Source organism: Acidimicrobiales bacterium (assembly GCA_036399815.1).
In the GTDB taxonomy this organism is placed as follows: domain Bacteria; phylum Actinomycetota; class Acidimicrobiia; order Acidimicrobiales; family DASWMK01; genus DASWMK01.
In genome coordinates, this window is sequence record DASWMK010000255.1 from 1 (window position 1) to 20,333 (window position 20,333).

Consider the following 20,333-nt stretch of genomic DNA (forward strand, 5'->3'; position numbering starts at 1 on the left):
CGATCACCGCGGCCTCGCCGGGGGCGGGCCACCCGATCACCGCGGCCTCGCCGAGCCCGCCCCGGCGCGGCGTCCCCGCCGCCGGCCGGCCAGTGGCGCCGGCGGCGCGGGGCCGGGCCGGCGGGGACGGACGCTCGGGCCGGCCGAGCCTCCCGGGTGCGTTGCGGTCGGGCGCCATGGCGCCCAGGATGACAGCGTGCCCGCCGGTCCCGGAGCGCCGGACGTCCCCTCGCCGCCGGAGGAGCAGGGCGGGGACGCGGCCTGCTGGCTCGACCGCGTGTGCGACGCCTGCGGCCGCCTCGTGGAGGAGGGCGACACCTGCCCCGCCTGCGGCGCCCCGCTCCAATGAGCGGGTTGCGCAGGGTGTGAAATCATCTCTATCGCACGTCTGATATCTACACACCGTGACTCGCAATGGGGCCGCCGGAAATCTTGACAAAGGCGGCCCGTGTCGCGACCCTCTTGGCAGCGGCTGCGGCGCAGGGGAGCCACCGCAGGCATCCCGTGCCGCGCCATGACGGACGACGCACCGACGGACGCCCGCGGGAGGAGCGGCATGACGACGACGAATCTCCTCGAGCTGGACCTGCCCTTCGTGTCCACGATGAGCGCCGAGTACGACGCCGATGCGCACGGCGTGTGGCGCGAGGTGATGAAGGACCACTGGCTGGCCCGCACCGAGATCGCCGTCAACGTCCTGCCCTACAAGGCCAACTTCGAGATGATGCGCACGCGTCAACTGACGACGATGGGCGACACCATCATGACGGTTCAGGGCATCACCGACGGGTGGCTCTACCGCTATTGGACCGACGGGCTGATCATGACCATGCCCGACGACCGCCACGCCCGCCTGCGCAAGCTGCTCAGCCCGGCGTTCACGCCGAAGGCCGTCGAGCGCTTCCGGCCGGCCATGCGGGAGATCGCCCGGTCCCTCGTCGACCGCTTCCGGGCCGACGGCCGGTGCGACTTCGTGCGCGACTTCGCCCACCTCTACCCGGTCGAGGTGATGGCCCGGCTCATGGGCCTGCCCACCGAGGACGTGGAGCTGTACGGGCGGTGGGCCGCCGACATCGGCCTGCTGTTCTCGTTCCCGGTGGCGCCGTTCGCCGACCGCGTCGAGGCCGCCATCTCCGGGCTGTTCGACTACGCCGGCGACCTCGTCGCCAGCCGCCGCAAGGACCTGAAGGACGACCTCCTCTCGGCGCTCATCCAGGCCGAGGAGGACGGCGAGCGCCTCAGCTCCGAGGAGCTGCGCTGGCAGATCGTCAACATGACCTTCGCCGGCCACGACACGACGAAGAACTCGTCGACCTACCTCATGCGGCTCTTCTGCGAGCACCCCGACCAGTGGCGCCGGCTCCGTGAGGACCCGTCGCTGGCGCCGAACGCCATCGACGAGGGGCTGCGCATGGAGCCCGTCATCCCGACCACCATGCGGACCACCGTCGACGAGTTCGTGTACGACGGCGTCGTGTTCCCGGCCGGCACGCCGGTCATGCTGCGGGCGGACACGTCCAACCGGGACCCGTCCATGTTCTTCGACCCGGACCGGTTCGACATCACCCGGCACAACGCCGGTCAGCACATGACCTTCGGGGGCGGCGTCCACTACTGCCTGGGCGCCAACCTCGCCAAGGCCGAGATGCAGGAAGCCCTGCCGATCCTGGCGGAGGCCATGCCCGAGGTGCACTTCGACGGTCCGGGCGACTGGCGCCCGCGGTCGTCGATGCTCCTCGGGGCCGATTCCATGCCGGTCGCGTTCGCGACCGCCTGAACCCCACACGCGCACCGAGCGGGAGGTACTGCGCATGAAGCTTCGCGTCCCGCGGGCGCTGGCCGTCGCCGTCGCGGCGGTCACCGCGCTCGTCACCGTCGCCCCAGCGGCCCAGGCGGCCACGGACCCCCTCACCGGGTGGGAGATCGTGGCCAGCGGCCTGCGCAACCCCAGGGGCATCGTGCTCCTCTCCGACGACCTGATCGCCGTGGCCGAGGCGGGCGCCAACGGCGTGTTCCCCTGCAACCCGCCGAGCCCGGGCACGAGCGGCAAGCCGGCCTGCTACAGCGAGACCGGGGCCGTCACCATCGCCGGCTACGGCACCCAGTACCGCGCCCTCGACGGCCTGCCCTCGGTGGGCCCGCCCGACGGCAGCGGCGCCTCCGGCCCCCACGACCTCGCCGTGACCCCCGAGGGCCTCGTCGTCGTCAGCGGCTATGCCAACAACCCGACCATCCGCGGCAACCTCGGCGGCAGCTCGAACCTCCTCGGCACCGTGTACCGGGTGCGCTGGTGGGACGGCGTGCGCCAGGTGCAGGGCGACCTCGCGGCCTACGAGGCGGCCTACAACCCCGACGGCATCCCCGGCTTCGAGGGCTTCTGGAGCAACCCGTACGCCACGGCCGCCGACGGGGCCGACCGCCTGGTCGTCGACGCCGGCGCCAACACCCTCTACCGGGTCGGCGCCAACGGCGTGAGCGTCGAGTACGTGTTCCCGAACCGGATGGTCAACGGGGCCACCGGCCCGCAGGAGATGCAGCCGGTGCCCGACGCCATCGTCCGGGGCCCCGACGGCGCCTTCTACATCGGCGAGCTGACCGGGGCGCCGTACCCGAAGGGCGGGGCGCGGGTCTACCGCTACGTCCCCGGCCAGGGCGCGCCGACGGTGTGGGCCACCGGGTTCACCAACATCATCGACCTGTACTTCGACACCCAGGGCCGCCTGTACGTCCTCGAGATGACCCGCAGCGGCCTGCTGTCGGGCGACCCGACCGGGCGCATCGTGCGGGTCGAGTCGAACGGGGCCCAGACCGAGATCGCCAGCACCGGGCTGATCTTCCCGACCTCGCTGGCCGTCGCCTCGAACGGGTCGATCTACGTGAGCAACAAGGCCATCCTGCCGGCCCTCGGCGAGGTGGTACGCATCCCGCCCCGCTGATCGGCTCCTCCCACCGTGCGGTGCCCCCGGCCGCCCAGCCGGGGGCACCGCCGCGCCGGGGTACCGTCGCGAGGTGCGCGAACCCCCGGTGTCGGCGTTCCCGGTCGGCGACCTCGACGACCTGCCCGACGACGTCGCGGAGCGCATCGCCGCCGTCGCCGAGAAGTCGGGGTTCGTGCCCAACGTGTTCGTCGCCCTGGCCCGCCCGCCCGAGGAGTTCCGCGCGTTCTTCGCCTACCACGACGCGGTGATGGAGCGGGACGGCGGGCTCACCAAGGCCGAGCGGGAGATGATCGTCGTCGCCACCAGCGCGGCGAACGACTGCCACTACTGCGTGGTCGCCCACGGCGCCATCCTCCGCATCCGGGCCAAGGACCCGCTGATCGCCGACCAGGTGGCCGTCAACCACCGCAAGGCCGACCTCGACGACCGCCAGCGGGCCATGCTCGACTTCGCGGTGAAGCTGGCCACCCGGCCGGGCGAGGTGGGCGAGGAGGACCGGGCCGCGCTGCGGTCCCACGGCTTCGACGACGACGACGTGTGGGACATCGGCGCCATCACGGCGTTCTTCGCCCTGTCCAACCGCATGGCGAACCTGCTCGACCTGCGGCCCAACGACGAGTTCTACGCGATGGGGAGGCAGTTGTGACCGCCTACGAGCACGTCCTGGTCGACCACCACGACTGGTACGCGACGATCACGATGAACCGGCCGCAGCGTCGCAACGCGCTGTCGACCGAGCACATGACCGAGCTCACCGCCGCGTTCGAGGAGGTGGCCGGCACCGGCGCGAGGGGCATCGTGCTCGCCGCCAACGGCCCGGTGTTCTCCGCCGGCCACGACTTCGCCGAGATGGCCGGCCAGGACCTCGTCAGCATGCGCCGGCTCCTCCAGGTGTGCACGGAGCTGATGACGACGATCCAGTCCGTGCCCCAGCCGGTCGTCGCGAGGGTGCACGGCCTCGCCACCGCGGCGGGCTGCCAGCTCGTGGCCGCCTGCGACCTCGCCGTCGCCGTCGAGGAGGCGGCCTTCGCCATCCCGGGCGGCAAGGGCGGCTGGTTCTGCCACACCCCGCTCGTCGCCGTCGCCCGCAACGTCGGGCGCAAGCGGGCCGCGGAGATGGCGTTCACCGGCGACCCGATCGACGCGGCCACCGCGCTCGACTGGGGCCTCGTGAACCGGGTCGTCCCCGCCGACCAGCTCGACGAGGCGACCGTCGGGCTGCTCCAGCGGGCGACGCGGGGCAGCGCCATGTCCAAGGCGCTCGGCAAGGGCGGCTTCTACACCCAGGTCGGGCTCGACCAGCGGCAGGCCTACGCCTACGCCGTCGAGCTGATGGCGGCGGCCAGCCAGACGGCGGACGCCCAGGAGGGGATGGCGGCCTTCCTCGAGAAGCGCCAGCCCAAGTGGGTCGACCGCTGAGGGAGACCGAGGACCAGCGCCGCCAGCCCCTCGCCCACCGCGCCGACCGCGCCCTCCACGCCGCCGAGAACCTCGTCTACGGCCTGGCCGGGGCCGTGCTCGTCCTCGGCGCGCTGTTCGTGCTCGGCACCATCCTCTACCGCCTGGGCCGGGACCTCACCGACGGCACCCTCCAGGCGGTGACGGCCGCGCTCGACGGCCTGCTGCTCGTGTTCATCCTGCTGGAGCTGCTGGCCGCCGTGCGGGCCACGATGACCGAGCGCCGGCTCGTCGCCGAGCCGTTCCTGATCGTCGGCATCATCGCCTCCATCAAAGAGATCGTGGTCACCGCGCTCGACGCCAAGGAGGAGCGGGGCGAGGGCGGCGCGGCGTTCGCCGACGCCATCACCGAGATCGGCGTGCTCGGGGCCGTCGTGCTCGTCCTCGCCGTCGCCACCCTCCTCGTGCGCCGCAAGGAGCGGGAGCCGGCCGAGGAGGCCGACTAGTAGGCCGACGAGGCCGGCGAGACGGCGCCGGCCGGCACGTCCTGGGGCACCCGGCGGTTCTCGGCGTCGGGCACGGTGCCCGGCAGCCAGCGGACCTCGATGGCGGCGGCCACGAAGGCGACCACCGCGCCGACCAGCAGGGCCGTGCCCATGCCGTTCGTGAAGGCGACCCTCGCCGCGTCGGCCAGCGCGCCGCCGGCCGCCCCGCCGATCCCGTCGGCCACCTGGAGGGCGGTGCCGAGCGACGCCGTCGCGGCGTCGGCCGCCGGACCGGGCAGCGACGCGGTCGCGTCGGCGAGCGACGACTGGTACGACGACGCCACCAGGCTGCCGAGGACGGCGACCCCGAGCGCACCGCCGAGCTCCCTCGTCGTGTCGTTCACGGCCGAGCCGACACCCGCCTTGGCGAGGGGCAGCGAGCCCATGATCGACGCCGTGGACGGCGCCATCGTGTTCGCCATGCCGATCGCCATCACGACCAGCGCCAGCAGGATCCACGGGTAGCCGGTGTCGACCTCGACCCTCGACATCAGCAGCTGGCCGATCCCGAGGACGGCGAGGCCGCCGGCCACCACCCGCTTCGGCCCCAGGTGCTCGACCCAGCGGGCCGACAGCGGGGCGCCGACCATCATCGTCAGCGCCATCGGCAGGGTCCGGAAGCCGGCCTCGAGGGCGGTGTAGCCCTTCACCAGCTGGAGGTACTGGGTCAGCAGGAAGAACATGCCGAACATGGCGAAGAACACGAGCGTGATGGCCGCGCTGGCCGCGCTGAACCGCGGGTTGCGGAAGAAGCCGAGGTCGAGCATGGGCTCGTCGGTGTGGAGCTCCCAGGCCCCGAACGCCGCCAGGGCGAGGACGGCGACCACGAACGCGGTCAGGGTGACGGGGTCGGACCAGCCGTAGGTCGGCGCCTCGATGATCCCGTAGAGCAGGGCGGTGAGGCCGACGATCGAGAGGCCGGCGCCGATCGGGTCGAGGGCGGCCTTGCGGGGGTCGCGGGAGGTCGGGACGAGGCGGTGCCCGGCCACCAGCGCCAGCACCACGATCGGCACGTTCACGAGGAACACCGAGCCCCACGAGAAGTGCTCGAGCAGCCAGCCGCTCGCGATCGGGCCGATCGCCGCGCCGGCGCCGGCCAGGCCGGCCCAGATGCCGATGGCCCTGGCCCGCTCCCTGGGCGGGAAGACGTTCGTGAGGATCGACAGGGTGGCCGGCATGACGAGGGCGGCGCCCGCGCCCATCACGGCGCGGGTGGCGACCAGCTGGTCGGCCGACGTGGCCAGGGCGGACACGGCCGAGGCGGCGCCGAAGATCACGAGGCCGATGGTGAGCGCGCCCTTGCGGCCGAACCGGTCGCCGAGCGCCCCGCCGGTCATCAGCAGGCCGGCGAACACGAGGCTGTAGCTGTCGACCATCCACTGGAGCTGGGTGGAGGTGGCCCCGAGCTCGCGCACCAGGGTCGGCAGGGCCACGTTCAGGACGGTGTTGCCGAGGATGACCATCACCAGGCTGAGGCACAGCACGCCGAGCGTCCACCAGCGGCGGGGGTCGGGCTCGGTCACGTGCGGGGATGGCGCTTCGACGGGCACGAGCGGGGCAACGGGTGCGGCCCGGCCGTCATTCCTGGTCACCGGTCACGCCCGGGCCGCCACGTGCCGCGTGTAGGCGCCGAGGAGGCCGGCCCAGGCGTGGGGGCCGACGAACCGGGCGACGACGTCGGGCGGCAACCGGTCGAGGCCGCGGTGCTCGAGCACCACCCTGGTGCCGGCGTCGACCGGGGTGAAGCGCACCTCGATCTCGGTGGGCGGCTCGGGCGGGAGCCAGCGGCTGCGGTAGGAGACGAGCAGGCGGCGGCCGGGCTCCCAGGCCAGCACCCGGCCGATCTCGAACCCGTCGCCGGTCGCCTCGTCCCACACCTCCACCCAGCGGCCGCCGACCCCGGGCTCGATGCGGATGCCGACGGCCCGCTCGGGGTCGTTCCAGCTCCACGGCCCGCCCACGTACCAGTCGCCGATCTCGGCGGTGAACACCTCGAAGGCGGTCAGCGGGTCGACGGCCACCTCGACCGTCCTGGCCACGCCGGCCAGCCGGGGCACGTCAGTACCCCGGCGCCGGCTGCCACAGGCTGAACGGGACCCCCTGGTCGTCGACGCAGGCGGCGTGCCGGCCCGACGGCGACTCGCCCGGCTCCTCGGCCTTGCCGCCGAGCGCCTCGACCGAGCGGACGGCGGCGTCGAGGTCGGGGACCCGGAAGTAGAGCCGGTGCCCGCCGGGCCCGTCGGCCGGCGACAGGCCGAGCGGCAGCCGGGTGTTGTAGACGTGCGCGTACCCGGCGCCCGAGGCGCCGTCCTCGAACCGCCAGCCGAACAGGGCGCCGTAGAAGGCCCGGCCCCGCTCGGTGTCGGGCAGGTCGAGGGTGAGGTAGCCGAGCTCGACGGGCGCGGGGGCGTGCAGCCCGTCGGCGAACCAGCGGGCGACGGTCGCCCAGCCGTGCTCCCGCTTCTGGTCGGCGACCGCCGGCGGCAGTCGGTCGAGGCCGCGGTGCTCGACGGTCACGAGGGTGCCGGCCGGGCTCGGGTCGAAGCGGACCTCGACCTCGGTGGGCGGGTCGGGCGGCTCGCCGGGGGTCGGGCCCGACACGAGGTCCGCGAACACCAGCCGCCGACCCGGCTCCCAGGCGAGGACCCGGCCGAACGCGAACCCGTCGCCGGTCGCCTCGTCGTGGACCTCGAGGAGCCGGCCGCCCACCCCGGGCTCGAAGCGGATGCCGACGGCCCGGTCGGCGTCCATCCAGCTGTACGGCCCCCTGACGTACCAGCGGTCGATCTCCTCGGTGAACACCCGGAAGGCCTCGGCCGGGTCGACCCCGACCTCGACGGTGACGGTGACGGCGGTCATCGACCTCTCCTCGTTCGCTCGGCGTGGGCCTTGAACGACCCGAGCTGCTCGGCCCAGAAGGCCTGGACCTGGTCGAGCCAGGCCTGGAGGGCGGTGAACGGCTCGGGTCGCAGCCGGTACACCCGCAGCCGGGCGTCGGCCTCGTCGGCGGCCGCCTCGACCAGCCCGGTCGACCGCAGCACCCGCAGGTGGCGGCTCATCGCGGGCGGGCTGGTGCCGACGGTGGCGGCCAGCTCGCCGGCCGGCATCGGCCGCTGGCGGAGCAGGTCCACGACCCGGCGCCTGGTCGGGTCGGCCAGCGCGGCGAGCGTCCCGTCGACGTTGACAGCCATTAACGACTGAGTTAATCATTTCCCGACAGCGAAAGGAAGGGCCCGCCGTGATCATCCCCTACGTGCTGTACGAGGACGTCGGTGCCGCGCTCGAGTTCCTGGAGCGGGCGTTCGGGTTCCGCGAGGTGCTCCGCTGGACCGGCGACGACGGCCGGGTCGGCCACGCCGAGGCCCGCCTGGGCGACTCGGTCCTGCTCATGGGCTCGCCGGGGCCGGACTACCGCAACCCCCGCCACACCGGCGTCGAGCACGTGATGCTCGTGGCCGAGGTGGACGACGTCGACGCCCACTACGAGCGGGCCAAGGCGGCCGGGGCGACGATCCTCGCCGAGCCCCACGAGGAGAGCTACGGCGACTACCAGTACCGGGTCGAGGACCTCGAGGGGTACCGCTGGGAGTTCGGCAAGCGGGTGCGCGACGTCGCCCCCGAGGACTGGGGCGCGGTCACCCCGGCGTAGCGGCGGTCGCCGGGAACAGGATCTCGCCGCCGACCGGGGTGAACGGGCCGGCGGCCAGCACCGCCCGCACCGAGGCGACGTTGCCCGGGGCGACCTGGACCCACACCGGCTCGCCGGCCGGCACGAGGCCGACGGCGGCCGCGGCCAGCGCGCGGCCGAGGCCCCGCCCCCTCGCCGCCGGGTCGACCTCGAAGGCCGCCTCCCACCGACCGGCCAGCCCCCGGCCGACGAGCAGCAGGCCCTCCCCGCCCGGCGTCCTCCAGGCCCGCACGCCGGTCCGGTAGCGGTCGGCCCTGGCCGCCCTCGGGTGGTCGGGGTCGGGGTCGCCGGGCACGAGCGGCAGCGCCGGGGGCCGGCCGTCGCCGGTGGCCACGAGCACGAGGTCGATGCTGTCCGGCTCCCGGCCGAGCACGTCGCACAGGGCGGCGAGGAAGCGGGGCCCCATCGGCGCCGACAGGCCGGCCCCGTCGAGTCGGGCGTGCACCCACTCGGGGTCGACGTCGGCGGCGACGACGTGGTGCGCGGTGAACGACAGCACGGCGGCGACCGGGCCGTCGGGCTGGGGCAGGACGTCGATCGCCCCGTCGGGCGCGGGCGGCCGGCCGGCCGCGACCTCGCGCAGGAGGGCCGATAGTCGAGCGGACACCTCCGGTATGGTGCCCGCGATGCGGACCCGTTCGGGACGAGGGAAGCTCCTGGCCCTGGTGGTCGTGGCCGCGCTGGCCGTGACCGCGGCGGCCTGCGGCGAGAGCGAGGACGACGACGAGGGCGACGGCCAGGCGGCGTCGACCACCGCCGGCGAGGGCGACACCTGCGCCCGGGAGCGCCTGCCCCTCGTGGAGGACGGCGTCCTCACGATCGGCACGGACAGCCCGGCCTTCCCGCCGTGGTTCCAGGACGACGACCCGACCAACGGCGAGGGCTTCGAGAGCGCGGTCGCCTACGCGGTCGCCGACGAGCTCGGCTTCGCCGAGGACGAGGTCGAGTGGACGACGGTGCCGTTCAACAACGCGTTCGCCCCCGGCGAGAAGGACTTCGACTTCGACATCAACCAGGTGTCGATCACCGACGAGCGGGCCCAGGCCGTCGACTTCAGCGACGGCTACTACGACGTCAACCAGGCCATCGTCGGCTTCGACGACTCGCCGGTGGCCGACGCCACCACCGTCGAGGAGCTCCGGGGCGTGCGCCTCGGCGCCCAGGTGGGCACGACCAGCCTGGACTTCATCACCGAGGTGGTGGACCCCGAGCAGGAGCCGTTCGTCTACAACGACAACAACGCGGCGAAGGCGGCGCTCGAGGCCGAGCAGATCGACGGCATCGTCGTGGACCTGCCGACCGCCTTCTACATCAGCGCCGTCGAGATCGAGGGCACCAGGGTCATCGGCCAGTTCCCCTCGGTGGGCGACGACCCCGAGCAGTTCGGCATGGTGTTCGAGAAGGGCAACCCGCTGCGCGACTGCGTGAACGAGGCGCTGACCCGGCTGCGGGACGACGGCCGGCTCGAGGAGATCGAGCAGGAGTGGCTCTCGGACGTCGTCGACGCACCGGTCTTCGAGCTCTGACCCCGGCGCCGGGCGGGCCGGCGCCGACCCGGCGCCAGGTCCTCGAGCGCCGGCAGCGGCGCAGGAGCGCGACGGTTGCGGCCGTCAGCACCGCGGTCGTGTTCACCGCCCTCGCCGTCGTCGTCGTCAACGCGCCGGGCTGGGACGACGTCCGCCGGAGCTTCTTCTCGGCCGAGGACTTCGCCGACGCCCTGCCCGACGTCCTCCCCGCCTTCTGGCTGAACGTGCGGGTCTTCCTCGTCGCCGAGGGCTGCATCCTCGTGCTGGCCCTGGTCGTCGCCGTGGCCCGCAGCTCCCGGTCCCCCGTGCTGTTCCCCGTGCGGGTGATCTCGACGGTCTACGTGGACCTGTTCCGGGGCGTGCCCGTCCTGCTCGTGCTGTTCCTGCTCGGCTTCGGCGTGCCGGCCCTGCGCCTGGAGGGCGTGCCCAACGACCCCGTGTTCTGGGCGACGGTCGCCCTGGTCCTCAGCTACTCGGCCTACGTGTCCGAGGTGTACCGGGCCGGGATCGACTCGGTCCACGAGAGCCAGCGGGCTGCCGCCCGCTCCCTCGGCCTGTCGAGCGGCCAGTCGCTGCGCTACGTGGTGCTCCCCCAGGCCGTCCGCCGGGTGGTGCCGCCCCTGCTGAACGACTTCATCGCCCTCCAGAAGGAGACGGCGCTGGTCGGCGTGCTCGGGCCCATCGAGGCGGCCCGCCAGGCGCAGATCTACGCGTCCCGCACGTTCAACTTCACGAGCTACGTGGTCGCCGCGGTGATCTTCCTCGCCGTCACCGTGCCGCTCACGCGGACGACGGACTGGCTGGTCGGCCGGGAGCGGCTGCGCACCGGCGGGGCGAGGATCTCGTGACGGCGGCCAAGCTCGTCCTCGAGGGGGTGGTCAAGTCCTTCGGCGCGCACGTCGTGCTGCGGGACGTGGACCTGGCCGTCGGCGAGCACGACGTCATCTGCCTGATCGGCCCGTCGGGGTCGGGCAAGTCGACCCTGCTGCGGTGCGTGAACCTGCTGGAGCCGATCGACGACGGGCGCGTCCTGCTCGACGGCGTGGACATCAGCGAGCCCGGCCTCGACGCCGACCGGGTGCGGCGCCGCATCGGGATCGTGTTCCAGGCGTTCAACCTGTTCCCCCACCTGTCGGTGGTCGACAACGTGACGCTCGCCCCCCGCAAGGTGCTGCGCCGGCCGGCGGCCGAGGCCGTCGCCGCCGCCGACGCGCTGCTCGCCCGGTTCGGCCTGGCCGACAAGCGGGACGACTTCCCGGACCGCCTGTCCGGCGGCCAGCAGCAGCGGGTGGCGATCGTGCGGGCGCTCGCCATGCAGCCCGAGCTGATGCTGCTCGACGAGGTGACGTCCGCGCTCGACCCCGAGCTGGTCGGCGAGGTGCTGTCGGTGGTGCGGGAGCTGAAGGCGACGGGGATGACCATGCTCATCGCCACCCACGAGATGGGCTTTGCCCGGGAGATCGCCGACCGGGTGGTGTTCCTCGACGAGGGCCGCGTCGTCGAGGAGGGCCCGCCCGAGCGCCTCTTCGGCGACCCCACCGAGGACCGCACCCGCCGCTTCCTCCAGCGCATCACCGCGGCGCGGCGACTGTGAAGGGCGCGGCCCCGCCGGGCGCTCCGTTCGAAGGGGGAGGGAGCGGCGCCGGCGACGGCGCGGTCGCCGGTGGACGGGTCGGCGCGTTCGGGCCGGGGCGGGGTGGCGGTGACGATGGGGGCGCTCCGCGGCGGGGGCGGCGGGGACGACCGTGGACGAGCCGGGCCGCTCGCCCGGGGCGGGGCGGGGTGCCGGTGACGGCGGGGCCGCTCCGCGGGGGGCGCTGGTGACGGCTCGCTCGTTCGTCGACGGGTTGCCCGTGGGCGCCGTGGTCCTCGACGGCCGGGGGCGGGTGGCGGCGGCCAACGAGCGGGCCGCGGTCGCGCTCGGCCGGCCGGCCGACCGGCTCGCCGGGCTCGACCGCGACTCGGTCGCCGCGCTGGCCGCCGAGGCCGGGTGGGCGGTGGCCTGGGGCACCGGCGAGCCCGTCGTCGGCATCCTCGTCGGACCGCCCGGCGACCGGGCCGGCTCGCTGCTGGCCCGGGCCGGCGCTGCGCTCGTCGGCAGCCTCAACCTCGACCGCACCCTCGTGCGCCTGGCCCGCCTGGCCGTCGACGGGCTGGCCGACGCCGCCGTCGTCGCCCTCGTGGACGGCACCGTGCTCCACCGGGCGGCCGCGGCGCGCACGGCGACCGGAGTCGAACTGCGAGCCGGCACCCTCCGGGTCGAGGACGCCATCGGCGCCGTGCTGAGGGTGCGGTCTCGCAGCGAGCCCGAGCTGCACGCCGCCGTCGACGACGACGAGCTGGCCGACCTCCTGCCGAAGGGCGAAGGGTGGTCGATCGTCGGCGCCATTCGGTCGTCGTCGGCGATGGTGGTGCCGCTGCGGGCCAAGGGCCGGACCACCGGCGCGGCCGTGCTGCTCGCCACCGGCGGGCGGCGCTGCGACGCCGCCGACCTCGACCTCGCCGGCGAGCTCGCCCACCTCGGCGCCCAGGCCCTCGACAACGCGCTCGTGTTCCGGGAGCGCAGCGACATCGCCGTCGTGCTCCAGCGGGGCCTGCTGCCGCCGATGCTGCCGTCGGTGCCCGGCGTGGAGCTCGGCGCCGCCTACCGGCCGGCGGCCGGCGGCGGGGTGCTCGGCGGCGACTTCTACGACGTGTTCCCGATCGACCACGCCCGCTGGGGGGTCACCGTCGGCGACGTGTGCGGCAAGGGCGTGACGGCCGCCGCGCTCACCGGGCTGGCCCGGGTGACCGTGCGGGCGGCGGCCACCCGGGGGGCCGGGCCGGCCGGCGTGCTCGAGGCCGTCGGCGACGCCATCGCCGGGTCGGACGCCGGTGACACCGCCTTCTGCACGGCGGTGTTCGCCGAGCTCGAGCCCCGGCCCTGCGGGGTGCATGTGACCCTCGCGTCCGGCGGGCACCCGAAGCCGTTCCTCATCCGTCCCGGGCGGCCCGCCGAGGAGGTCGACGTCCGGGGCATCCTCCTCGGCGCCTTCCCCCGCCCGGCGCTCGTCGAGCGCCACCTCGACCTCGCGCCCGGCGACGCGCTCGTGCTCTACACCGACGGCCTCGCCGAGGCCCGGTCCGGGCGGGAGCAGTTCGGCACCGGCCGCATCGGCCGGGTGCTCGATGGGTCGGCGGCGACGCCGGCGCCCCTCGTCGCCGAGCGCCTCGTCGCCGAGGTCGAGGCGTTCGCCGGCGGCCGGGTGGCCGACGACCTCGCCGTCCTCGTCGTGCGAGCGACCGGATGACGGCCTCGCCGACGGGGACGACCTCGCCACGCTCGTCGTGCGAGGCAGCGGGTGACCCGGGTCGCCCGTCGTGCGACGCACCGGGTGACCAGGCTCGCTCGGCTGCGGGCGACCGGGTGACGGCGACGGCGGCGCAGGTGCGTCGCGGGCGCCTCGTCGTGCGGGCGGGCGGATGACGGCGCGGACGGCGACGCGGGTGGCCGACGACGCGGTCGAGCGGTTCCTGGCCGCCGCCCATGCGAGCGACACGGCGGCCGCGTCGGCCGTGGTCGAGGGCGAGCTGGCCGCCGGCCGGCCGCTGGTCGAGGTGCTCGAGGGCGTCGTGCTCCGGGCCCAGGCCGAGGTCGGCCGGCGGTGGGCGACCGGCGAGTGGACGGTGGCCGAGGAGCACCTCGCCACCGCCGTCGCCGAGGAGGTCGTCATCCGGGCGTCGGCGTCGGTGCGCGTCGGGCCGGCGCCCCGCCCGCTGGTCGTCGCCGCCTGCGTCGAGGGCGAGTGGCATGCGCTCGCCGTGCGGGTCGTGGCCGTCGCCTGCCGGGTGGCCGGCTGGGACGTGGAGGTGCTCGGCCCGTCGGTGCCCGCCCACCACCTGGCCCGCCACCTCCACGACCGCGGCCCCGACGCCGTCGCCCTCAGCTGCGCCATGCCCGCCACCTTGGTCGGGGCCCGGAGGGCCGTGGAGGCGGCGAGGGACACGGGCACGCCGGTCGTCGTCGGCGGCCGCGCCTTCGGGACGACCCCCGCCCGGGCCGCCGCCGTCGGGGCCGACGCCTGGGCGCCGCGAGTCGTCGACCTCGTCGACGTCCTCGCCGGCTGGCCGGCGGAGACCGGCCCGGCCCCGCCCCTCCGCCACCCCGGGGTGACCGAGCACCACCGCATCGAGGCGTCGATCGACCGCATCGTCGCCGCCTGCGCGGCGCCGCCCGACGACGTCCGCCCCCTGGTCCAGGCCCTCAGCGCGGCGCTGCTGCTCGACGACGAGACCGTGCTGCACGACCATCTCGACTCGGCCAGGGCGACCACCGAGGAGCGGTGGGCCCACGTGGTCGAGGCGCTGGCCGAGGTGCGGCGGGTGGTCGGCGACCGCCTGCCGATCGCGGCGGGCTGGCTGGCCCGCTAGCCGCGGCCGGCCAGCTCGTCAGGAGCGGCGGAACTCCCGGTGGCGCCGACGGCGGCGGGCGTCGCGCTGGTCGACGACGGCCTGGAGCGTGAAGGGCAGGGCGAGGAGGAGGGCGACGAGCGGCCCGGTCGCCGCCGGGTCGCGGTCGAGGGCCCAGGAATCGGTCGCCGGCGGGGTGCGCGTGCGGGTCAGGGTGGCCCGCAGACCACCGCCCACGTCGGCGACCGAGAAGCGGGTGGCGCCCGGGTCGGCGGGGACGACGCGGGCGATCGGGGCACCGTCGGCGACGAGGTCCAGCTGGTCGTCGCGCCACGGGTTGGTCCACACCAGGCGGCCCCACTCCCAGCCCGACGGCGAGCGGACGACGTCGGGCTGGCGCGCCAGGCCGCCGGCGAGGACGTGGGTGAGGAGCAGGGTGCCGGCCGGGTCGCGCAGCTCGACGGGGACGGACCGGAACGTGGACCAGGCGCCCGCGCCCTCGGCGACCCGGGCGGAGGCCACGACCGCGCCGTCGGCCGAGCGGAGGTCGAACGGGGCGGCGAGCTCCTCGCCGTCGCCCGCCTCGTCGTAGCGGAGGGCGGCCGCCCGCCAGGCCGGCCCCGACACCGGCACGGGCTCGGGGGCGGCGACGTGCGCCGTCCAGGCCTGGCCGTCCCACCACCGCAGCCCGGCGGTGCCGCCCGGGTCGGGGTACCAGCCGGGCGGCGGGACGGGGCCCATCCCCCGATTGTCGCGTCAGCCATCGTCCCGCACCTCCTGCACGGCCCGGCCGTCCGGCGTCACCCGCCAGACGAGGACCGGGACGCCGTGCCGGTCGCACAGCCGGAGGGCGGGACCGGGTGACGCCGCGTCGGTCCCCGGCTCGACGAGGTCGACCAGCAGCACCTGGTTGCCGCCCTCGGCCAGGCACAGCTGGGTGCCCCATCCCTCCTCGAAGGCGAGCCACGCCCTCGCCGAGCCTGCCGCGTCACGAAGCTCGAGGCCGACCACCTCGCGACCGCTCCCGTCGCCGCCGGCGCCCAGCGCGCCGAGCACGGCGACGACCCGCCCGGCCCGGTCGACGAGCTCGAACCGCTCGGCGCGCACGACGTGGTGGTGCGAGCGCTCCGTCCGTCCCGTCACGAGAACCTCCAACCCGCCGATCTGTGGAGAGGCGCCCGTGGTACTGCGGCCGGACCCGAGCCGCCGGACGGTCCGCCGGCACCGCCGCCGGCCGTCCGAGGGGAACGAACTTACGTTCGGGTACGGCCGAGTGCAAGCACCCTCGGCGGGCCGGGGCGGTGGCCAGGCGGTAGGCCCGGACGGTGCCAAGGGGGAACCTCACCGTCCGGGCCCGCCACCTCCCTCAACGGCCCGGAAGAGGACGTCAGCGGGCACGGCGAGCGGAGCCGCGCCTGCTGGATGGGAGGGGCCACCAGCGCCCAACGTGAATCCAACCGCCGAGGTCCCGCCTTCACCGTTCTCCACCGGGCGTCGCTCATGCTACTGATGAGTATGTAGACCGTCAAGTAGCAACTACGTCATCGTCGGCGCCATGACCGGAGACCTCCAGCGGCGGGTCGGCGTGAACGTCCGACGCCACCGCCTCGAGCGGGGGCTCAGCCAGGAGGCGCTGGCCGAGGTGCTCGGCGTCCACCGCACGTTCATGGGCGCGGTCGAGCGGGGCGAGCGCAACCTCACGCTCCAGACCCTGGAGCGGATCGCCGAGCGCCTCGGCGTCGACCCGCTCGAGCTGCTCGCCCGCTCCTGATCCGTCTGTAGACGAAGAAGTAGCGCACGGGCCACCGTCGTGGCCGTGGGCGGCCAGCTGCAACGATCGGTGGGGCGCAACGTGCGGCGCCTGCGGCTCGCCCGGGGCGAGAGCCAGGAGGACTTCGCCGCCGCCCTCCACCTCCACCGCACCTACCTCGGGGCCATCGAGCGGGGCGAGCGCAACCTCACCCTGAAGACCGTCGAGGGCCTCGCCGACCGCCTGGGCGTCGACCCCTGGGACCTCATCGGTCGCCGGGAGGACGCCGCCGGGGACGAGCCGGCCACCCGCCCCGCCCGCACCCGCCGGCGCACGAGCTGACCCGGCGGCCGGGGGCCGCGCACGGGTGCCCACTCGCCCGGACGGTGCCGCCGCCGGCGTACCCGGCGATGCGCTCGCCCGGACGCCGCTACGCCGGCGATGTGCGCTCGCCTGGGCGCGGCAGGGCCGGCGCACCCTCGCATGCGCCGGCCCCGGGTTCCTCCGCCGCCTCTCGGCGGCAGTGGTCAGCGGTCCTTCGAGACCGCGTCCTTCACGGTGTCCGCCACGTCGCCGACCTTGTCCTTGACGCCGCCGGCGGCGCGGTCCACCTTCCCCTCGCGCTCCAGGTCGCGATCACCCGTGAGGTCGCCCGCAGCCTCTTTGGCTCGCCCCTTCATCTCGTCGAACGTGCCGTCACCCATGGAGGGCCTCCTTCGGTTGCGGTCCCCCTTCTGGTACCCACACGGGCGGGCGACGATGCCCTAGAAGCGGTGGTGGTACATCGAGCACCCCCGGCACACCTCGGGCGGCTCGTCGCCGAGGAGCGCCTCCCGGAACCGCCGGTAGGGCTCGCCGGCCCACGCCTCGGCGAACGACGTCGCGTCGAGGTGGCCGAGCGGGGCCCGGTCCGCGCCCATCACCATGCAGCACGGCTGGAGGGTGCCGTCGTGGGTGACGTAGCCCGACCGCCAGGGCCAGTCGCAGCCCGGTTCGCCGGGCCGGCGGGGCGCGGGCGGCGGGTCGTCGCCGATCGGCGGCAGGCGCAGCGCCACGCCGAGCGCCTCGGCGACCTCGCGGGCCTCGGCGAACGGCGCGGGGGCGGCGTCCCACAGCGCCTCCGCGGCCGTGTACCGGCGGATCTCGACGTAGGCGCCGTCGCCGCTGCCGTCGGTGTCGTCGAAGCTGTGGCTGAGGTGCTGGACCCACACCTCGTTCACGCCGGTCTCCGCGGCGATGCGCACCACCCCCGGCAGCTCGGCGACGTTGCGGCGCATGGCGACGAACACGAGCCGCACCCACGGCCGGTCGCCGCCGAGGCGGCGCTTGACCTCGACCAGGCCGGCGACGTTGGCGACGACCCGCTCGAAGCGGGCGCCGTCCCTGATCGCCTCGTAGGTCGCCTTGGTGGCGCCGTCGAAGGAGACGTGGAGCCAGGCCAGGCCGGCCCGCACCAGGCGCTCGGCCCGCTCCCTCGTGAGCAGGGTGGCGTTGGTGTTGAACCCGACCTCGATGCCCCGCGACGCGGCCAGCTCGACCATGTCGAGCAGGTTCGGGGTGAGCAGCGGCTCGCCGAGCCCCTGGAGGGTGATGCGGCGCACGTCGGGGTTGGCCTCGACCAGGGCCCTGAACCGCTCGAGCGGCAGGCTGTGGCGGACGCGGTCGAGTGGCGGCCGGTACCGCACCAGGCACATCGGGCAGCGCAGGTTGCACGCCGCCGTGACCTCGACCTGGAGCTCGCCGGGCAGCGGCGGGGCGAGCGGCCAAGCGCCCTGGGCCGTCATGGGCGTGATGTCTAGCCCACGGGTCGGCCTCCGGCCGTGAGCGCGGCGTCGAGGTCCGCGGTCGTCGCCGGGCGGCCCGACCGGATGAGCGCCTGGAGCCCGTCGACGACGTCCCACACGTTGACGTTCATCGCGGCCAGCACCCGGTCCTCGCCGTCGAGCCAGAACGCCACGAACCGGCGCTCGGCCACGTCGCCCCTGACCACGACCCTGGCCGCGCCGGTCGGGTCGCCGGACAGCTCCATGCCGAGGTCGTACTGGTCGGTGAAGAAGTACGGCAGGCGGTCGTAGGGCTCGCCGGCGCCGAGCATGGACCGGGCCGCGGCGGCGCCCTGGTGCCTGGCGTTGGCCCAGTGCTCGACGCGGACGTGGCGGCGGTAGTGGGGGTGCCAGGCCGACGCGATGTCGCCGGCCGCGAAGACGCCGGGCGCGCTCGCCCGCAGGTGGGCGTCGACGACGACCCCGCCGCCGTCCACGGCGAGGCCGGCCGCCTCCGCCAGCTCGGTCCTCGGCACGGCGCCCACGCCGGCGACGACGAGGTCGGCCTCGACCACCGTGCCGTCGCCCAGGCGCACGCCCTCGACCGAGCCGGTGCCGACGACGGCGTCGACGCCGGTCCCGAGCCGGAGGTCGACCCCGTGCTCGGCGTGCAGGTCGCGGAACACGGCGCCGAGCTCGGCGCCGAGCACCCGCTGGAGCGGCACGTCGTCGGGCGCGACCACGACGACGTCGCGCCCGAGGGCGCGGGCCGACGCCGCCACCTCGGTGCCGATCCACCCCGCACCGACCACGACGACCCGGCCGGCCCGGCGCAGGCCGGCGGCCAGCGCGTCGGCGTCGGCGAGCGTGCGGAGGTGGTGGACGCCGTCGAGGTCGGCGCCGGGCACCGGCAGCCGGCGGGCCGACGATCCGGTGGCGAGGAGCAGGCGGTCCCAGCGCAGGCGCTCGCCGCCGTCGAGGACGGCCACGCCAGCGGCCGGGTCGACGGCGGTCACCCGGGTGCCGGCCAGCAGCTCGACGCCGGCGTCGGCGTACGCGGCCGGCGGATGGACGAGCACGGCGTCGCGGTCCCGCTCGCCCCTCAGGTACTCCTTCGAGAGGGGCGGCCGCTCGTAGGGCTCGCCCGGCTCCTCGCCGACGAGCACGATGCGCCCGTCGAACCCGGCCTCCCTGAGGCGGACGGCGGCCGTGGCCCCGGCCAGGCCGCCGCCGACCACGAGGTGCACCGGCCGGGCGGTCACCGGCCCACGCCCGCGGCCGTGAGGAACTCCTGGCGGGACCGGGCGTCGGAGCGGAGGATGCCGGACAGGGCCGACGTCACCGTCGTGACCCCTGGCGCCTGGACCCCGCGGAGCGACATGCAGAGGTGCTCGGCCTCGATGACGACGCCGACCCCCTTCGGGCGCAGGTGCTCGGTCAGCCAGTCGGCCACCTGGGTGGTCAGCCGCTCCTGGACCTGGAGGCGCCGGGAGCACAGCTCGACGACCCTGGCCAGCTTGGAGAGGCCGAGGATGCGCTCGCCGGGCAGGTAGCCGACGTGGGCGACGCCGTGGAAGGGCAGCAGGTGGTGTTGGCAGAGCGACTGGAAGCGGATGCCCCTGGCCAGGACGAGCTCGTCGTAGCCCTCGTCGTTCGGGAACGTGGTGAGGTCGAAGGGCCGCGGGGTGAGCAGCTCGGCGAAGGACCGGGCCACCCGCCCCGGCGTGTCGCGTAGGTGCGGGTCGCCGAGGTCCTCGCCGAGGGCGTGGAGCAGGTCGGCGACGGCCCGCTCGGCGGCGACCAGGTCGATCCCGCCGGGATCGGGGGCGACTCGGAGGGCGGCGGTCACGGCGGCTCCTTCTAATGCGAATGAAGTTTCGCGATAGTAGGCCGCGGCGGGAGGGTGTTTGTCAAGACGCGTTCGTTTTAGACTGCCGGCGTGCACGATCCGGTCGAGGCCGTGGCCACCCTGGGCGACGGCCTGCGGCGGGCGCTCTACGACTTCGTGGTCGCCCACGGCACGCCCGTGGGCCGCGACGAGGCGGCCGCCGCCGTCGGCGTGAAGCGGCCGCTCGCCGCCTACCACCTGGACCGCCTCGCCCGCCAGGGCCTGCTCGAGGTGACCTACGCCCGCCCCGAGGGCCGCTCGGGGCCCGGCGCCGGCCGGCCGGGGAAGCTCTACGCCAGGGCGGCGACCGAGATCGAGGTCACCCTCCCGCCCCGGCAGTACGAGGTGCCGGCCCGCCTCCTCGCCGAGGCGGTGGACCGGGCCGGCGCCGAGGACACGGTCGCCGCCCTCCACGAGGCCGCCCGCCGGGCCGGCGAGGACCTGGCC

General features: G+C 75.2%; 26 protein-coding genes. 15 read left to right on the forward strand and 11 right to left on the reverse strand.

The window, feature by feature from the left end; genetic code table 11:
- The first annotated feature begins 196 nt into the window (after positions 1 to 196).
- The 6 genes from VGB14_19235 to VGB14_19260 all read left to right on the forward strand — a co-directional run bounded on the left by VGB14_19235 (position 197) and on the right by VGB14_19260 (position 4,843).
- Positions 197 to 349, forward strand: a complete 153-nt coding sequence (locus VGB14_19235; GenBank protein HEX9995066.1) for a hypothetical protein — start codon at positions 197 to 199, stop codon at positions 347 to 349.
- Positions 350 to 556: 207 nt separating this feature from the next.
- The gene (locus tag VGB14_19240; GenBank protein ID HEX9995067.1) at positions 557 to 1,777 is read left to right on the forward strand and encodes a cytochrome P450; all 1,221 of its coding nucleotides are present in this window, start codon (positions 557 to 559) and stop codon (positions 1,775 to 1,777) included.
- 34 nt (positions 1,778 to 1,811) lie between these two features.
- Positions 1,812 to 2,936: a ScyD/ScyE family protein gene (locus tag VGB14_19245; protein ID HEX9995068.1), complete on the forward strand. Its 1,125-nt coding sequence runs from the start codon at positions 1,812 to 1,814 to the stop codon at positions 2,934 to 2,936.
- A gap of 73 nt (positions 2,937 to 3,009) precedes the next feature.
- Positions 3,010 to 3,585 (forward strand): peroxidase-related enzyme, encoded by a 576-nt coding sequence (locus tag VGB14_19250; protein HEX9995069.1) that lies wholly within the window; start codon positions 3,010 to 3,012, stop codon positions 3,583 to 3,585.
- Positions 3,582 to 4,358: an enoyl-CoA hydratase-related protein gene (locus tag VGB14_19255; protein ID HEX9995070.1), complete on the forward strand. Its 777-nt coding sequence runs from the start codon at positions 3,582 to 3,584 to the stop codon at positions 4,356 to 4,358. Before VGB14_19250 ends, VGB14_19255 begins: the two co-directional genes overlap by 4 nt.
- Complete coding sequence (locus VGB14_19260; GenBank protein HEX9995071.1) at positions 4,343 to 4,843, forward strand: phosphate-starvation-inducible PsiE family protein; 501 nt, start codon at positions 4,343 to 4,345, stop codon at positions 4,841 to 4,843. Before VGB14_19255 ends, VGB14_19260 begins: the two co-directional genes overlap by 16 nt.
- On the opposite strand, the gene VGB14_19265 is transcribed toward VGB14_19260, so the two are convergent.
- From VGB14_19265 to VGB14_19280, 4 genes are all read right to left on the reverse strand, one after another.
- Positions 4,840 to 6,405, reverse strand: coding sequence for an MFS transporter (locus tag VGB14_19265; protein ID HEX9995072.1), 1,566 nt, complete (start codon positions 6,403 to 6,405; stop codon positions 4,840 to 4,842). The two genes, VGB14_19260 and VGB14_19265, sit on opposite strands and share 4 nt — an antisense overlap.
- A 72-nt stretch (positions 6,406 to 6,477) precedes the next feature.
- Positions 6,478 to 6,939, reverse strand: a complete 462-nt coding sequence (locus VGB14_19270; protein ID HEX9995073.1) for an SRPBCC domain-containing protein — start codon at positions 6,937 to 6,939, stop codon at positions 6,478 to 6,480.
- Position 6,940: 1 nt separating this feature from the next.
- A complete protein-coding gene (locus VGB14_19275) occupies positions 6,941 to 7,741 on the reverse strand; it encodes a VOC family protein (protein HEX9995074.1) in 801 nt (266 codons plus the stop codon).
- Positions 7,738 to 8,073 carry a metalloregulator ArsR/SmtB family transcription factor gene (locus VGB14_19280; protein HEX9995075.1) on the reverse strand — a complete coding sequence of 112 codons (336 nt, stop codon included), beginning with the start codon at positions 8,071 to 8,073 and terminating at the stop codon, positions 7,738 to 7,740. The genes VGB14_19275 and VGB14_19280 overlap by 4 nt, the downstream gene beginning before the upstream one ends.
- A gap of 47 nt (positions 8,074 to 8,120) precedes the next feature.
- Between VGB14_19280 and VGB14_19285 the strand changes: the two genes are divergently transcribed.
- The gene (locus VGB14_19285) at positions 8,121 to 8,531 is read left to right on the forward strand and encodes a VOC family protein (GenBank protein HEX9995076.1); all 411 of its coding nucleotides are present in this window, start codon (positions 8,121 to 8,123) and stop codon (positions 8,529 to 8,531) included.
- Here the strand turns inward: VGB14_19285 and VGB14_19290 are convergent.
- A complete protein-coding gene (locus VGB14_19290; protein ID HEX9995077.1) occupies positions 8,518 to 9,177 on the reverse strand; it encodes a hypothetical protein in 660 nt (219 codons plus the stop codon). The two genes, VGB14_19285 and VGB14_19290, sit on opposite strands and share 14 nt — an antisense overlap.
- Before the next feature lie 19 nt (positions 9,178 to 9,196).
- Between VGB14_19290 and VGB14_19295 the strand changes: the two genes are divergently transcribed.
- The 5 genes from VGB14_19295 to VGB14_19315 all read left to right on the forward strand — a co-directional run bounded on the left by VGB14_19295 (position 9,197) and on the right by VGB14_19315 (position 14,506).
- Positions 9,197 to 10,096 (forward strand): ABC transporter substrate-binding protein, encoded by a 900-nt coding sequence (locus VGB14_19295; GenBank protein HEX9995078.1) that lies wholly within the window; start codon positions 9,197 to 9,199, stop codon positions 10,094 to 10,096.
- Between the two features lie 98 nt (positions 10,097 to 10,194).
- Positions 10,195 to 10,944 carry an amino acid ABC transporter permease gene (locus VGB14_19300; GenBank protein HEX9995079.1) on the forward strand — a complete coding sequence of 250 codons (750 nt, stop codon included), beginning with the start codon at positions 10,195 to 10,197 and terminating at the stop codon, positions 10,942 to 10,944.
- On the forward strand, positions 10,941 to 11,690 hold the full coding sequence (locus VGB14_19305; GenBank protein HEX9995080.1) for an amino acid ABC transporter ATP-binding protein: 750 nt from the start codon (positions 10,941 to 10,943) through the stop codon (positions 11,688 to 11,690). Before VGB14_19300 ends, VGB14_19305 begins: the two co-directional genes overlap by 4 nt.
- A 259-nt stretch (positions 11,691 to 11,949) precedes the next feature.
- The gene (locus tag VGB14_19310; protein ID HEX9995081.1) at positions 11,950 to 13,386 is read left to right on the forward strand and encodes a SpoIIE family protein phosphatase; all 1,437 of its coding nucleotides are present in this window, start codon (positions 11,950 to 11,952) and stop codon (positions 13,384 to 13,386) included.
- A gap of 196 nt (positions 13,387 to 13,582) precedes the next feature.
- Positions 13,583 to 14,506, forward strand: coding sequence for a cobalamin B12-binding domain-containing protein (locus tag VGB14_19315; protein ID HEX9995082.1), 924 nt, complete (start codon positions 13,583 to 13,585; stop codon positions 14,504 to 14,506).
- 18 nt (positions 14,507 to 14,524) lie between these two features.
- Here VGB14_19315 and VGB14_19320 read toward each other — a convergent pair whose 3' ends face one another.
- Positions 14,525 to 15,226 carry a DUF2510 domain-containing protein gene (locus VGB14_19320; protein ID HEX9995083.1) on the reverse strand — a complete coding sequence of 234 codons (702 nt, stop codon included), beginning with the start codon at positions 15,224 to 15,226 and terminating at the stop codon, positions 14,525 to 14,527.
- 15 nt (positions 15,227 to 15,241) lie between these two features.
- Positions 15,242 to 15,628: a hypothetical protein gene (locus tag VGB14_19325; protein HEX9995084.1), complete on the reverse strand. Its 387-nt coding sequence runs from the start codon at positions 15,626 to 15,628 to the stop codon at positions 15,242 to 15,244.
- A 412-nt stretch (positions 15,629 to 16,040) separates the two neighbouring features.
- Here VGB14_19325 and VGB14_19330 point away from each other — a divergent pair, with 412 nt between their 5' ends.
- The gene (locus VGB14_19330) at positions 16,041 to 16,256 is read left to right on the forward strand and encodes a helix-turn-helix transcriptional regulator (protein ID HEX9995085.1); all 216 of its coding nucleotides are present in this window, start codon (positions 16,041 to 16,043) and stop codon (positions 16,254 to 16,256) included.
- A 45-nt stretch (positions 16,257 to 16,301) separates the two neighbouring features.
- Positions 16,302 to 16,577, forward strand: a complete 276-nt coding sequence (locus tag VGB14_19335) for a helix-turn-helix transcriptional regulator (GenBank protein ID HEX9995086.1) — start codon at positions 16,302 to 16,304, stop codon at positions 16,575 to 16,577.
- Between the two features lie 185 nt (positions 16,578 to 16,762).
- Here the strand turns inward: VGB14_19335 and VGB14_19340 are convergent, their stop codons facing one another.
- The 4 genes from VGB14_19340 to folE are packed head-to-tail and all read right to left on the reverse strand — an operon-like array spanning position 16,763 to position 19,847.
- Positions 16,763 to 16,939, reverse strand: coding sequence for a CsbD family protein (locus VGB14_19340; GenBank protein HEX9995087.1), 177 nt, complete (start codon positions 16,937 to 16,939; stop codon positions 16,763 to 16,765).
- Between the two features lie 60 nt (positions 16,940 to 16,999).
- Positions 17,000 to 18,019, reverse strand: coding sequence for a radical SAM protein (locus tag VGB14_19345; protein HEX9995088.1), 1,020 nt, complete (start codon positions 18,017 to 18,019; stop codon positions 17,000 to 17,002).
- Positions 18,020 to 18,030: 11 nt separating this feature from the next.
- Positions 18,031 to 19,260: an FAD-dependent oxidoreductase gene (locus VGB14_19350; GenBank protein ID HEX9995089.1), complete on the reverse strand. Its 1,230-nt coding sequence runs from the start codon at positions 19,258 to 19,260 to the stop codon at positions 18,031 to 18,033.
- Positions 19,257 to 19,847: a GTP cyclohydrolase I FolE gene (gene folE, locus VGB14_19355; protein HEX9995090.1), complete on the reverse strand. Its 591-nt coding sequence runs from the start codon at positions 19,845 to 19,847 to the stop codon at positions 19,257 to 19,259. The genes VGB14_19350 and folE overlap by 4 nt, the downstream gene beginning before the upstream one ends.
- Positions 19,848 to 19,937: 90 nt before the next feature.
- Here folE and VGB14_19360 point away from each other — a divergent pair.
- On the forward strand, positions 19,938 to 20,333 hold a 396-nt coding region (locus VGB14_19360; GenBank protein HEX9995091.1), incomplete at its 3' end, for a transcriptional regulator.

Excerpts from the sequence above, each read along its gene's own strand:
- VGB14_19240 (HEX9995067.1), top strand. The coding sequence starts at position 557 with ATGACGACGACGAATCTCCTCGAGCTGGACCTGCCCTTCGTGTCCACG.
- VGB14_19245 (HEX9995068.1), top strand. The coding sequence starts at position 1,812 with ATGAAGCTTCGCGTCCCGCGGGCGCTGGCCGTCGCCGTCGCGGCGGTC.
- VGB14_19275 (HEX9995074.1), bottom strand. The coding sequence starts at position 7,741 with ATGACCGCCGTCACCGTCACCGTCGAGGTCGGGGTCGACCCGGCCGAG.
- VGB14_19280 (HEX9995075.1), bottom strand. The coding sequence starts at position 8,073 with ATGGCTGTCAACGTCGACGGGACGCTCGCCGCGCTGGCCGACCCGACC.
- VGB14_19295 (HEX9995078.1), top strand. The coding sequence starts at position 9,197 with ATGCGGACCCGTTCGGGACGAGGGAAGCTCCTGGCCCTGGTGGTCGTG.
- VGB14_19320 (HEX9995083.1), bottom strand. The coding sequence starts at position 15,226 with ATGGGCCCCGTCCCGCCGCCCGGCTGGTACCCCGACCCGGGCGGCACC.
- VGB14_19330 (HEX9995085.1), top strand. The coding sequence starts at position 16,041 with ATGACCGGAGACCTCCAGCGGCGGGTCGGCGTGAACGTCCGACGCCAC.
- VGB14_19340 (HEX9995087.1), bottom strand. The coding sequence starts at position 16,939 with ATGGGTGACGGCACGTTCGACGAGATGAAGGGGCGAGCCAAAGAGGCT.
- VGB14_19345 (HEX9995088.1), bottom strand. The coding sequence starts at position 18,019 with ATGACGGCCCAGGGCGCTTGGCCGCTCGCCCCGCCGCTGCCCGGCGAG.